Source organism: Nostoc sp. DedQUE04, assembly GCF_034530995.1.
GTDB lineage: Bacteria > Cyanobacteriota > Cyanobacteriia > Cyanobacteriales > Nostocaceae > Nostoc.
Genome location: NZ_JAVRCA010000002.1, coordinates 203,131 through 215,688, shown reverse-complemented (window position 1 = coordinate 215,688; position 12,558 = coordinate 203,131). Strand labels below are relative to the sequence as shown.

The following is a 12,558-nucleotide window of genomic DNA, read 5'->3' as shown; positions in this document are numbered from 1 at the left end:
AAGTTTCAGTATAAATCGCTAACGCTAATCTGATGATAAAGACTACCACGTGACTATAATCAGTTCCGGAAAATTAGAAAAATTTTTTTAGATACACCAAAATCAAAAGAGCTATAACTTTGACTTCACAAGGTAAAAGATACAATCTAGCTACAATTTAAGAAGTCTGGATTGTGAAAAAATCCCCGAACCCATTATGTTAGAGTACAATCCATTAGCTTGCTTGCCCTCCTCTGAGGAACTGCCCGACTCTGACGATACCCCTGTGGATAATGAACTACAAGACTTAATTCCTAGTTTACTTAAAGCCGTACTGGCGATGGCATGGGCAGATCGAATGGACTGGTTTTTCGGGGCTGATATGGCTGTTTATTATGACCCCAATCTACCACCGATAGTGCCAGATGGATTTTTAAGCCTGGGAGTCGAGCGATTTTTTGATGAAAACCTGCGTCTAAGTTATGCAATTTGGGAAGAAGAAAAAGTTCCTATATTGGCACTGGAAGTAGTATCTCAGACTTATCGCGGGGAATACACTACCAAAAAAAACGAGTATGCAAAGCTCAAAGTCTTGTACTATGTTGTTTATAATCCTACTCGCCGCCGCAAGCAACACTTAGAGGTCTATAAATTAGTCAATAACGAGTATCAATTGCTGTCAGGAAATCCTGTTTGGCTACCAGAGGTAGGTTTGGGAATTGGCATAGAACGAGGAGTATATCACGGTATCACGCGAGAGTGGCTGTACTGGTATAACGAGCAAGAACGACGTTTACTAACGCCAGAAGAACGTGCCCAAATGTTGGCACAGAGGTTACGCGAACTTGGTATCGATCCTGATTCTCTCCCGTAATCACTCGAAATCAGGGTAACTCGGAGATTTTACGAATTACCTTGATTGCGATCGCTGCAAAATAATTTATGCATTCTGTCGCACACCCCTTATGGCATCAAATAGATAACTTTCTAAATCTCGATCGGACTAGCATCAAAAGTGACTGGATACTAATCAGTTGGTTAACTTAAACTCTAGATGTCGGTTTCAAAAATAGCCATGCCACAAAGAATGTAGCTGCCGTAAATAGTTGTGTCAAATCCAAAGCAGATAGATAGCCATCTGCAAATGAAGCAATGCTGCGATCGGTAATGCCAAATACCCAAGATGACAGGCCAAATAGCCAAATCCCATTCTTGAGATTTCCGACGAATTCTTTAGAGTCCGATCGTTTTTGATCTTTCATAATCTTCTGTTCCGTTGGTGAACAATCTGGTGATTGATGCTAAATACCTGCCATTAGGAATTTTTTCGGATTCCTGACGCTGAATTTACATTTACTATCTATTAACAATATTAATAAATATTTCACCTACTTGACATCCCTACCTAAAGGGACATCTCCTAATGATGACATTCCTCTTTTGGTTCTGTTACCTCCGATAGACGGCAATAGGTTGAGTTCTCAGCTTTACAGCGTCAGGTTTGAATACTGAAATTACATGATTTTTAAATAACCATATAAATATTTATTTATGCTTTGCATAAAATACTTCATAGGATAGATGCGTTTGCAAAATATCTTTATATTTTAATTCTGTAGAGACTTCGTAGGGGCGCGCACCTAGCTATGCGCCCCTACAAGGAAATGAAATACTTATTTTGGAATAGATTAATCCCTTCACCGCAATACTTTTCGGATAAATCCAACAATCTCTCTTTTGGGCTGGGAAAAGGTTAAAGGCCAAGGGGTAAAGGTAAATATCAAACCCTTTCCCTTTCACCTTTCCCCCTTAACCGAAAAGTATTGCCCTTCACCCTACTCAGTACTCTTCATCTCACCAACTGCGCGGCAGAATTAAAAAATTGACGACACAACCCCTTCGTGACTAAAACTGTTGTCAACAAATTAGCAAAAGCAACCATAAACATAATCAAAATTTCGTAGGAGACAGCATCTAGAGGTTTGACACCAGCTAATAACTGTCCGGTGGTAATTCCTGGTATTGCGACCATACCTATGAGTATCATTTGATTGAGAGTAGGAATCAATCCGGCTTTGATGGCATCTTTGCGATATTGACTAACTGCTTGCTGTGGAGTTGCACCTAAGCTTAAATGGGTTTCTATTTCGAGATGGCTGGAATTAATGGTGCTGACAAGGCGATCGCCTGCGATCGCAGCTGCATTGGTAGCATTACCTAAGACTATCCCTGCTAGGGGAATTATATACTGTGGTTCGTACCATCTCTCTGGTTGAACGATTAAGAAGTTGATGTAAAACACTGTCACGGCGGTACTAATTAAAATTGCACCCCACACCAAAGGCAACACATGAGGAATTTTTGGAGTAATGCGATTTCGTGCGACAATCGCCGTAATTGTCAGCATTATTGCTAATAGCGCCAAAACTGCCCAAGCATTGTCTAAAGCCAAGATGAAATCTAAAATGTATCCCAATACAAGAAGTTGTAAGATGGTTCTCCCAGTAGCAAGGGCTAAGTTCAACTCTAATCCTAATTTTTCCCAGGCAGATAAACCAATGGCGATCGCCATCAATCCCACACCAATAGCTAAATCCCCGAAATCCAGCTCGATCAGATCCTGCATGGGTTCTCTATCTCCTGGTATTTTCTGCTCAAAGCAACCCACACAAGAGGAACTTTGACCTGATGTGTTGGATCTTGGTTGATATATATCACTTTCATCAATTCAAAATGGTACGACCTTAACAAGGCAAACACCTAGTATGCCTACTATCTGTAAATTAAATGTGCGGTGGTTTCTTGCACCACAATTTAAGTAAAAACCCTAATAGATGCGTATCTTGGGCGATAGTCTTTTAGTAGCTCCTTTTTGATTAACAATTCAATCAGCAAAAATTGACTGTCGAAGTGCATCCTTTGTATCTCCCGATAAAATGAGAACTCATGATCCAAAGTGTAAATCCCATCCCTGCCTTTGATATCAAGCAGCAATACACCACCATTGAAGCAGAAGTAAGTGCGGCTGTTTTAGAGGTTTTGGCTTCCGGCCGCTATATCGGCGGCCCCTTAGTCGAAGGCTTTGAACAACAGTTTGCCGCTTATAATACTGTTACTGAATGTGTGGCTTGTAATTCTGGTACTGATGCGCTCTACTTAGCGTTACGAGTTTTGGACATTGGTGCAGGCGATGAAGTGATTACAACGCCTTTTACCTTTATTGCAACATCTGAAGTGATTAGCGCCGTCGGTGCAAAGCCTGTTTTCGTTGATATTGACGCGACTACGTTTAATTTAGATGTAGAGCAAGTTGCAGCAGCGATTACACCCCAAACCAAAGCGATTATCCCAGTTCACCTCTTTGGACAACCTGTGGATATGACATCATTAATGGCGATCGCTCAGTCTCACAATTTGTCCATAATTGAAGATTGCGCTCAGTCTACAGGCGCGATTTGGGCCGGTGAAAAAGTCGGAAGTATTGGACATATTGGTTGCTTTAGTTTCTATCCTACCAAAAATCTTGGTGGTTGCGGCGATGGTGGAGCAATAACGACTAACGATCCAGCGATCGCCACTAAACTGCGAATACTACGAGATCATGGTAGTAAAATTCGATATTTACACGAAGAAATCGGTGTAAATAGCCGATTAGATGCTCTCCAAGCAGCCATTTTGCAGATTAAGCTACGTTATTTGGATATTTGGAACGATCGCCGCCGAGATATCGCCAACTATTACTATCAGTTCCTCAGTCAACTTCCGGGGATTGTCCCGCCCCAAGAATTACCTGGGGGTATTGGGGTATGGAATCAATACACTATTCGTATATCCGGCGAAGGGCGCAATGGTTCTAGCGCTAAATATCGAGATTGGGTGCGTAGTCAATTGCAAGAACAGGGCGTGAGTTCAATGATTTACTACCCCCACCCTTTACATTTGCAGCCAGTTTATCAAAGTCTGGGCTATGAAATTGGGGACTTACCAATAGCAGAGCAAGCTTGCCATGAGGTTATATCCTTGCCTATGTTCCCAGAACTGACACAACAGCAGCAAGACCAGGTGATTTATGCGTTGAAAGAAGTTATGAGTTAGAAGTTAGGAGTTAGGAGTTAGAAGTTAGGAGTTTGAAATTAGAAGTTAGGAATGAATAAGTTCCTTCAACTCATAACTCATAACTCTTAACTCTTAACTCCTAACTCTTAACTCACTTAATTACTGCATTTGCAGTTGCTAAGGCTTCTACTAGTCCACGCACAGCGGCAATCATGGCGACTTCGCTATTGAGTTGGTTGATGGCGGAACCAACACCAACACCAGCAGCACCAGCCGCGATCGCTAATGGTGCGGTAACGTTAGAAATGCCGGAAGCACACAATACGGGCACTGACACTACACGGGAAATCTCAAAAGCTGCTGCCAAGGTGGGAGCAGCTTTTTCAATTAATCCTAGAGTTCCGGGGTGAACTGGGTTACTGCTAGTACCGCCTTCGGTTTGGATAATGTCTGCTCCAGCTTTCACCAATTCTTCTGCCAGCTGTACTTGTCGATCTAGTTCCAGGATGTGGGGAACGGTGACAGATAGGGTGATTTCCGGGAGAAGAGCGCGAGTTTGCTTAGTCAGTGCTAGCACTTCTGGAGCTTCAAAACGGCGTCCTTGAGCATAAAAGGAATCGAAATTCCCGATTTCAATTAAATCAGCACCAGCTGCCACTGCTTGTACAAATTTATCTGGCTCTACTGCTGATACACAAATCGGTAAAATTGTCAAATTTTTAGCTAGTTGGACTAAGGCTACATCGGCGGCAATATCGACAAAAGTAGCACCGCCTAATTCAGCAGCTTTGACTGTAGCAGCGACGCTAGTGGCGTCGAAGTTATTCAAGCCGCTAATCACTTTGAGAACGCGGCGGTTAGTAAATGCACGTTGGAGTGTGGAATGCATCGTCATAGTTTGGCTTTTGAAGCTACGAAAATTAGGTATATTCTACCGTCCCTCATGTTGATGAGAGACTAAATCAGTATGGTAGTTGCCAAATATTGATAATTTTATCCTTATTGCCATTAATCAAAATTTTGCCATCTGTACTGAAAGCGATTTAAGTCTGTAGGGTTTTTACCACTATCCTAGTCAAACTCTGGAGGCCACAAATCTGCAATTGGTACTTCCCATCCTGGGAGCAGTTCGGGAACTGTTAAAATATCGCCATCATGAAGTATTATTGGCTCTTGTCCAAAGTTGTAAACTTCAACAATCCGCTCATCTGGATTGAGCAAAATTCCTACCTTAGTTCCCAAACTCAGAAATTCTTGAATTTTGGCTCTCAGATCCTCTAAATTATCGCTAGGGGACTTCACCTCTACAGTCAAATCGGGAGCCAATTGAGCAAAAGACTTGGGACTACGACGTAAGCGTTCGGCTAAAACAAATGAAGCGTCCGGTGCGCGCAAATCGGAATTAGGCAACCTGAAACCGGCGCTAGAAGCTGCTGTTCGCCCCAGTTTGCGCGGTCTAACCCAGTTACGTAGCTGGGCTACCATTTCAGCTGCGACTTCATCTGATTCGTATCCTGATGGACTCATAACAATAATATTACCCTTGACTAGTTCCATGCGGAAGTCGGGATGCTGTTGCTGCATTTGTTCCAAGTCTTCAAGCGTTAGGGACATAAAACCTCTAATGATCGCACGCCTTGTATTTATATTATGGAGACAACAGACCTTTCCAGATGCGATCGCTTCATGAATTACCTTGACTTTTTACGGAATGTAGAAAGGGTACATTGATTTTACTAAATGAATTTCCTAATTATTTTCCGCGTTTACAATCAAATTTTTTTCTTGCGACTATGACTTCAGATACCAAAACCATTTTTGCTATCTTGACTGATAAAGGGTCTACCATCGACTGGAACCAACTGCTTACCGAAATCCTGGCAGCTTTTGACTGCTCTACAGGTAGCATCCATACCCTAGATAAAGACAGCCAGTTATTGCACGTAAAGGCTTACCAAGGCATTCCAGAATTACTCTTGCCTAAAATGACGATAATTCCCATTGGCAAAGGGATGGCTGGTGTCGCCGCCCAACGCAAGCGACCCGTACAGATTTGCAACCTGCAAACCGACGAATCAGGAGTGGTTAGACCCTCAGCAAAAGAAACGAAGGTAGAAGGTTCTATGACAGTGCCACTGATGCTGAATGGTCAATTGCATGGTAGTTTGGGCATTGCAAAGCCAGTTCCCTACGAATTTACTGCCGAAGAGGAAGAGATACTGATGGAGATTGGAGAGGCTATTAGCCGGAAAATCGTCAGTTAAAATCAAATACTATTACTATTTTTCAAAATACTTCATTGCTGTTTGTAATTTTTCAACTTGTCTGGGTGCTTGCATTTCGTTAAAGAGTGCGTAGGCGTAGCCCGTCGCAGACATCGCTTGCACAAAATTTTCCTGACTATGCTCAATTTCACCCATTTTTTTATAAGTTAATGCCAACTGATAATAAGCCTCGGCTAAGTCTGATTTAGCGCCGATTTTCTCAAGAATTTCTATTGCTTCTGAATGATGAAAAATTGCTATAGTAAATTCTCTCTGCTCTCGAAAAATTTCCGCAAGACAACTTATAGCTTTAGCTTTAATCTGAGTAAAGTTGTTTTCTTCGGCATGAAATATAGCTTGTTGGCAGAACTTAAAGGATTTTTTAAGATTACCTAAATTTTTATAAGTTAAGCAGAGAGTTACTAAACTATGCCCGATTCCCCATAAAGTCACTCTACTTGACAATGACATAGCATAAAAGGCATCTTCAGCAAGATAAAATGCATCTTTTCTGCTACCATAGCGTGATTTTATCAAAGCTAGACAGCATTAAAATATTTTTTGTTGGTGCTATTTGGCATTGCGATCGCTTACGTTTTATCAAGTGGTTTGGGTATCTTACAAATCATACCCATACTGCTATACCTTTTACAACAGTTTTTGCTTCCATTGGGAATTATCCTGTTGTGTTTAATGACAATAGCAGTCATTTTTGAATCCCTGCGTTAAAAATTGGGGGAGTTAGGAGTTAGGAGTTAGGAGTTAAAAGTTATTTTCTGCCCCTGCTTCCCCTGCTTCCCCTGCTCCCCTATCTCCCTAATCTCCCTCACTTTCCCCTGGCATCTAAAAACTTCAACTGGTGGTATAAACAGCTAATCTGCATTAAATTCACACCCTTTACTTGGGCTTTCCGTAATGGGTTGCCGAAAATTGCTTCTATCTCCAAAGGACGATGTTCGTCGTAGTCAATTTTCATGCTGGGGCGGTAAGGTGTCATTTTGACAGTATAATCGAGCATTGTTTGAATGAAGCGATCGCCAATCGTCCGCCCATAACTTTTTGCCCCCGCCGCTACTTCATACATCAACTGTTCAACTAACTCGCGGGTGTACTCATACGCCATTAATTCATCAGTTCTAGCGTTGAGAATCACAGAAAGCCCATTGTAGGGGATATTCCACACCAGCTTTTTCCAACGTGCTAGGAGTAAATCTTCGGCTAATTCAATTGGGATACCAGCGCTTTCAAAGTCATCAGCAATTTGCTGCATCCTCTGAGTTATCCCACTAGGCTGATAATTAAGGGTATATTCACTGAAGGTAATTTGCCCATAGTCTAGGTGGTGTATATGCCCTGGCCCCAGTTTGTTAGAACACAAAAAGCACAATCCACCGATAACAGTTACATTACCAACAATTTCAGCGACTTCCTCTTCTACACCAAGTCCATTTTGCAATACCAACACCACACCATTATCTTTAACTACAGGTGGCAACATCTTTGGTAGTAAATGGTTTTGCGTCGTCTTCAGTGCCACCACCACCACGTCGCATTGTGGCATCTTTTCTACGTCGTTGTAGGCGTGGACTTCAGGAAGGGTAAAGTCACCGTCTTTGGACTCTACCACTAAACCATATTTCTTTACCTGTTCGTAATCACTCTTGAGCAAAAAGTGGACATCTAACCCAGCTTTTTGCAGTCTGGCACCATAGAACCCACCTAATGCTCCAGTTCCCAGAATGGCATACGTGCGATCGGACATTTCTTTAGATAACGGAATTTTCCTAGAAACATCATAAGGTGATGTCTGGCGAGGGTACGCGTCTAGGTGTAGTTTATTCAACACCTGATTTTAAATTTATTTTGTTTAATAAAACTTAAAATAGGTTTATTATCCTTTAAAATCTTTTGCAGAGATTTAGGTAAGATATATGGCTGATATTGTTGATATTGCAGTTACGTCTGAGTCGTTTAAAACACTGGTAGCGGCTGTACAAGCTGCTGGTTTAGTAGAAACATTAAAAAGTCCTGGCCCGTTCACTGTTTTTGCACCAAATGACGATGCTTTTGCCAAGTTACCACCGGGAACTATCCAAACTTTGTTACAGAATATTCCCCAGCTAACACGGATTTTAAAGTATCATGTCGTTCCCGGAAAGCTGCTAGAGGCTGATTTGGCACAACTCGGTACGGTTAATTCTGTGGAAGGTTCACCCATTAAAATTCATTCTTCTGATGGTTTTGAAGTTAAAAATGCCACAGTTTTAGCAGCAGATATCGAAGCTGATAATGGTGTGGTACACGTTATCGATACGGTGATTTTACCAGGTTAATTCTGGCTAGGGTGGGTATTTTCCACCCTACCGATCCAAAATCTTTATAATTAACTAACTATTGGTACTATCAAAACGCAACTCAAAAGTTTAGTTTGTGTTATGTTTGCAATGTGAGTACTCACTGTTATGTTAATGTAAATTTCGTTGTTTTAAAATAAATTAAATTCTTAAAAAGCCAACATCTATCCCAGGAAATTAATGCTCGATTTTACCACCTTAGCTGAGTTCTCTCGTGGCAACTGCGTAAGCATTTGTACATTTCTCGTACCAGCGAACTTACTTGTCACAATTTTAACGATGAGCCTAGTTGCCTTACGTCGTCCATCGCCTCAAGTGTGGCAATCTGCTGGAATCGCTAGCTTTTTCGCTTCTGTAATGATACTGCACGTATATACTTGGTTCATGATTGGTGTGGTGATGGCTCCTACTTATATCTTGATGTGGCTAGCAATCACCTGCTTAGTGACTAATTTTGCAGCAATTCTTTTTCAAAGACGCTACAGCAACAGCCCTAGTCTTTCCAACTGAAGTCTATCAGACATCTATGGATGATATTTTCAGCAAATCAATCATCATTCGATCGAATAATTACTAATTCGTAATTCGTAATTATGAAGTTAAATTACGAATTACGTTAGCGTAGCGGTAGCGAGTCTGCGAGCGTCATTATCAATTACGAATTATGTTGACGCTTCTCCATTCATGCTCAAAAATGGCATATAGCCAAGAGTCTCGCCATTCTCCCTTAATCCAATGGTGTTCTCGCAAATACCCTTCCTGCTGCATTCCGATTTTTTGCATAACTCTTGCTGAGGCAATGTTTTCTGGGTGACAAGTGGCAAAGATGCGATGTAAGCCTAACTCATGAAAACCAAATGATACAACTGCTTTTACAGCTTCAGTTGCATATCCTTGTCCCCAAAATTCCTTAGTAAAAGAGTATCCAATAGAGCCTATTTGATTGTCAGTATCCCGAACGGATATACGACAGATACCAATTAATTGCTTTTGGGGTTTTAAAGTCACTGCCAAGGCAAAATGCTGACGGGGTTTTTCGCCTTGTAATGAAATCTCTTTTTGCAAAAAGTTTTTGGTATCTTCTTCAGTATTCGGGCCAAAAGTCAAGTAACGCACAACTTCAGCATCAGCAGCATATTGATGAACCTCTTGCCAATCTGATTCTACAAAGTCTCGCAGTATAAGACGTTTGGTTTCTAGTGGTATCATTTGGGAAATTCTGCACGTAACTGACTGACTACCCGATCTAGTCCCACGGAATGGGCGGCTTTGAACAATAAACGATCGCCTGCTTGCACAAATGTCTTCAACCTAGCCACCAACTCGGCATGAGTTGCAAAACACTCCGATGCAATACCCTCAGCACTAAGAGCGATCGCTTCGGCATCTTGTCCATCTACCAAAACCAACAAGCCGTCTAAATTCAACTTACGTACTGTTTCTCCCACTCGCTGGTGCAACTGCTGCGATCGCTCTCCCAATTCTTTCATTGCACCCAATACGGCTATCTTCCGTTTTCCGGGTGTATCTGCCAATAATTGCAATGCTGCAATCATAGCTTCTGGTGCAGCATTATAAGTTTCATCTAAGATTACCACATCGTTGGGTAAGGTAAATCGCTGCGATCGCCCTGTGGGCATATCCACCATTACACCTGATTTGAGGGTTGCCCAATCGATCCCTAAAACCTTTGCCACTGCTAAAGCTGCCAAGAAATTAGTGGCATTATGACGACCAGGCAAAGGTAGAGGTAGTTGGATTCCTGCGACTTCCACCTGGTCGTTATCAATTAACTGCCCTTGAATATCTCCACCAGAAAAGCCGTAAGTCAAAACTTCTCCGTGCCAAAATTTCGCCGCCGTGGCCATTAATAAAGGATTGTCGTGGTTGAGAATTGCCACACTATCAGCAGGCATTTCGACTAACAACTCACATTTTGCCTCAGCGATCGCTTCTTCGGAACCTAGTAACTCAATATGTGCTGTGCCTACATTGGTAATCACTCCAATTGTTGGCCGCGCTATTTGCGTCAGTTCGGCAATTTGTCCTCTACCGCGCATCGCCATTTCAATCACGGCGTAATCGTGTTCTGCGCCAAGTTCTAGGAGAGTTTTCGGGACACCGATTTCGTTGTTGTAATTTCCATAAGTTTTGTGAACTCGTCCCTTTGTTCCTAAAACTGCGGCGAGCAATTCTTTGGTTGTAGTTTTACCCACCGAACCTGTTACACCAATCACAGGAATATTAAAGAGATCGCGCCACCATCGAGCAATTGTTTGATATGCCTTGAGAGTATCTTTTACTTGTAGTACAGGAAAACCAGGATTTTCGTATTCAAAATCTACGATTGCAGCTATTGCCCCCTTTGCGATCGCAGTTGGCACAAATTCATGTCCATCAAACTTATCACCTCTCAAAGCGACAAATACTTCACCCGGCTTCAAGGTACGGCTATCTGTTTGGATACCGCTAGTGACTTGTGTTAAAGCAGCTTCAGATAAGTTTACAGAATGAGCAAAAATAACTTCAACCAGTTGGGTTAGGGTGGCAGAACAACGCATAAGCAATTGATAATTTAAAGTTCAAAATCATAAAAGCAAAAAATAGTGGCAAAGAAGCTTAACTTCCGTGCCACGCTTTATTTATAAGCTACTTATACAGTTTAATCAAGTAAGGACAATGGGCATAACAAGTTATGTTCGATCGCCCTATGCACGATTTTTAATCAAGATTACTTGCACAATTTGTATTGCTATCTCACTCGAAACCCCTAAAGCTTGATATAAATCAATTAAGAAGTTTTTTTCTTCTTCAGGTATAATACCTTCAGCTAGGACTAAATCGGTAGCTACTGCAAAGGCTGCTTCCCGCAACTCTTGAGATAGAGAATCTTTGGCTGCATTAAACAAAGCATTAAAGTCATCGCCTTGGAGAATGCCCAAAATTTTTTCAAACAGCCTGTTCATCATTTCATTAGAATAACTTTTAAAAAGTTTCATCCGAGACAGCACAGAAATGATAGAATTTGCTTGCTCAACAGAAAGATAACCGTCTGAAGCAGTTGCCGTCAATATAATGACAGCAAAAGCTTCCGGTGGATTGAGTGCTGCTTGGATTTGGCTATCTGTACCCAACACAGCATCGAATAGACCCATTGTAGTAGCTCCTTGGTTAGAGTCCCAATAGCGTTACTGTTACCTGTATGTTTGGTAGATTTACAGGTAAGACTGTGACGCTTGAGACTTTCATCCTTTAGTGTTCCCAGGATTTATTCACGGCGAACACTCGTATCCAAAGGTTTTTGGTAGGAACTACATTGCCATCCGTAAACTTAGCGTTCTCCTGTCTTTTCTATTGTCTCAATTACCGCCAGACCTATACCAGAAGCTGCCATTAACAGTACTACTGAGATCAAATAGGCGTTGGTCAGCATTTGTAGAGCTTCGTCGAAAAAAATATAGGTGGTCATTGCTTCACCTTTGGGAATTTGTGCTGCTTGTGCTTTTTATTTCTCCACACCCCGATAGGTGAATTTCGCTGAGAAACTGCTAGTAATTGCATCTTAACAAAACTTTAGCTCTTTCAGAACCCCGCTGAAAATTTTTCTTTCTGAAGATTCTATGAAGTTTATAAAAAAGGGAATGGGGCATGGGGCCCATACCAGTACCTTTGCCGATAGGTGTCGTGGTGAAAAAAGGATTAAAAATGCGCGATCGCACTGTTTCAGGTATCGCACAACCATCCTTGGCGAGATCGCAACCGCACCAACTACAATCCTTAATAAGGAAACACCAACAAAGCTTGCAACCAGTTTGTGAGAAATTTTCATAACTGTATGTCAGCTATAACCGTGTCAGTATTCAGTGTTCCCAAATCTTTGCAGAAAATTTAGGCTATTACCTTGG

At 41.7% G+C, this 12,558-nt stretch carries 17 protein-coding genes; 7 read left to right on the top strand and 10 right to left on the bottom strand.

Annotation, left to right across the window (positions count from 1 at the left end; translation table 11 throughout):
* The first annotated feature begins 196 nt into the window (after positions 1-196).
* Positions 197-853 (top strand): Uma2 family endonuclease, encoded by a 657-nt coding sequence (locus RM049_RS02350; RefSeq protein ID WP_322703018.1) that lies wholly within the window; start codon positions 197-199, stop codon positions 851-853.
* Between the two features lie 169 nt (positions 854-1,022).
* On the opposite strand, the gene RM049_RS02345 is transcribed toward RM049_RS02350, so the two are convergent.
* Complete coding sequence (locus RM049_RS02345; RefSeq protein ID WP_094350008.1) at positions 1,023-1,241, bottom strand: hypothetical protein; 219 nt, start codon at positions 1,239-1,241, stop codon at positions 1,023-1,025.
* 587 nt (positions 1,242-1,828) lie between these two features.
* On the bottom strand, positions 1,829-2,605 hold the full coding sequence (locus RM049_RS02340) for an ABC transporter permease (protein ID WP_322688756.1): 777 nt from the start codon (positions 2,603-2,605) through the stop codon (positions 1,829-1,831).
* Between the two features lie 320 nt (positions 2,606-2,925).
* Here RM049_RS02340 and RM049_RS02335 point away from each other — a divergent pair, with 320 nt between their 5' ends.
* The gene (locus RM049_RS02335; RefSeq protein WP_322674699.1) at positions 2,926-4,074 is read left to right on the top strand and encodes a DegT/DnrJ/EryC1/StrS family aminotransferase; all 1,149 of its coding nucleotides are present in this window, start codon (positions 2,926-2,928) and stop codon (positions 4,072-4,074) included.
* 112 nt (positions 4,075-4,186) lie between these two features.
* On the opposite strand, the gene RM049_RS02330 is transcribed toward RM049_RS02335, so the two are convergent.
* Together RM049_RS02330 and RM049_RS02325 are read right to left on the bottom strand one after the other, a co-directional pair.
* Positions 4,187-4,930 (bottom strand): DUF561 domain-containing protein, encoded by a 744-nt coding sequence (locus RM049_RS02330; RefSeq protein ID WP_322703017.1) that lies wholly within the window; start codon positions 4,928-4,930, stop codon positions 4,187-4,189.
* A gap of 176 nt (positions 4,931-5,106) precedes the next feature.
* Entirely contained in the window at positions 5,107-5,649 is a 543-nt protein-coding gene (locus RM049_RS02325) for a Uma2 family endonuclease (protein WP_322688753.1), read from the bottom strand.
* 179 nt (positions 5,650-5,828) lie between these two features.
* Here RM049_RS02325 and RM049_RS02320 point away from each other — a divergent pair, with 179 nt between their 5' ends.
* Positions 5,829-6,299 carry a GAF domain-containing protein gene (locus RM049_RS02320; RefSeq protein WP_322703016.1) on the top strand — a complete coding sequence of 157 codons (471 nt, stop codon included), beginning with the start codon at positions 5,829-5,831 and terminating at the stop codon, positions 6,297-6,299.
* A gap of 15 nt (positions 6,300-6,314) precedes the next feature.
* Here the strand turns inward: RM049_RS02320 and RM049_RS02315 are convergent, their stop codons facing one another.
* Positions 6,315-6,836, bottom strand: a complete 522-nt coding sequence (locus tag RM049_RS02315) for a tetratricopeptide repeat protein (protein WP_322703015.1) — start codon at positions 6,834-6,836, stop codon at positions 6,315-6,317.
* Between the two features lie 24 nt (positions 6,837-6,860).
* Between RM049_RS02315 and RM049_RS02310 the strand changes: the two genes are divergently transcribed.
* On the top strand, positions 6,861-7,028 hold the full coding sequence (locus tag RM049_RS02310; protein WP_322703014.1) for a hypothetical protein: 168 nt from the start codon (positions 6,861-6,863) through the stop codon (positions 7,026-7,028).
* A 97-nt stretch (positions 7,029-7,125) separates the two neighbouring features.
* Here the strand turns inward: RM049_RS02310 and RM049_RS02305 are convergent, their stop codons facing one another.
* Positions 7,126-8,061, bottom strand: coding sequence for a putative 2-dehydropantoate 2-reductase (locus RM049_RS02305; protein WP_322703054.1), 936 nt, complete (start codon positions 8,059-8,061; stop codon positions 7,126-7,128).
* A 169-nt stretch (positions 8,062-8,230) separates the two neighbouring features.
* On the opposite strand from RM049_RS02305, the gene RM049_RS02300 reads away from it, so the two are divergent.
* Together RM049_RS02300 and RM049_RS02295 are read left to right on the top strand one after the other, a co-directional pair.
* A complete protein-coding gene (locus RM049_RS02300; protein ID WP_322674704.1) occupies positions 8,231-8,632 on the top strand; it encodes a fasciclin domain-containing protein in 402 nt (133 codons plus the stop codon).
* Positions 8,633-8,833: 201 nt separating this feature from the next.
* Entirely contained in the window at positions 8,834-9,163 is a 330-nt protein-coding gene (locus tag RM049_RS02295; protein ID WP_322674705.1) for a hypothetical protein, read from the top strand.
* 141 nt (positions 9,164-9,304) lie between these two features.
* On the opposite strand, the gene RM049_RS02290 is transcribed toward RM049_RS02295, so the two are convergent.
* The 4 genes from RM049_RS02290 to RM049_RS02275 all read right to left on the bottom strand — a co-directional run bounded on the left by RM049_RS02290 (position 9,305) and on the right by RM049_RS02275 (position 12,122).
* A complete protein-coding gene (locus RM049_RS02290; protein ID WP_322703013.1) occupies positions 9,305-9,862 on the bottom strand; it encodes a GNAT family N-acetyltransferase in 558 nt (185 codons plus the stop codon).
* The gene (locus tag RM049_RS02285) at positions 9,859-11,214 is read right to left on the bottom strand and encodes a UDP-N-acetylmuramoyl-tripeptide--D-alanyl-D-alanine ligase (protein WP_322703012.1); all 1,356 of its coding nucleotides are present in this window, start codon (positions 11,212-11,214) and stop codon (positions 9,859-9,861) included. Before RM049_RS02285 ends, RM049_RS02290 begins: the two co-directional genes overlap by 4 nt.
* 147 nt (positions 11,215-11,361) lie before the next feature.
* Positions 11,362-11,808: a tellurite resistance TerB family protein gene (locus RM049_RS02280; protein WP_322703011.1), complete on the bottom strand. Its 447-nt coding sequence runs from the start codon at positions 11,806-11,808 to the stop codon at positions 11,362-11,364.
* Between the two features lie 176 nt (positions 11,809-11,984).
* Positions 11,985-12,122 carry a hypothetical protein gene (locus RM049_RS02275; RefSeq protein ID WP_180277588.1) on the bottom strand — a complete coding sequence of 46 codons (138 nt, stop codon included), beginning with the start codon at positions 12,120-12,122 and terminating at the stop codon, positions 11,985-11,987.
* 179 nt (positions 12,123-12,301) lie between these two features.
* Here RM049_RS02275 and RM049_RS02270 point away from each other — a divergent pair, with 179 nt between their 5' ends.
* A complete protein-coding gene (locus tag RM049_RS02270; protein WP_322703010.1) occupies positions 12,302-12,484 on the top strand; it encodes a hypothetical protein in 183 nt (60 codons plus the stop codon).
* The last annotated feature ends 74 nt before the right edge of the window (positions 12,485-12,558 follow it).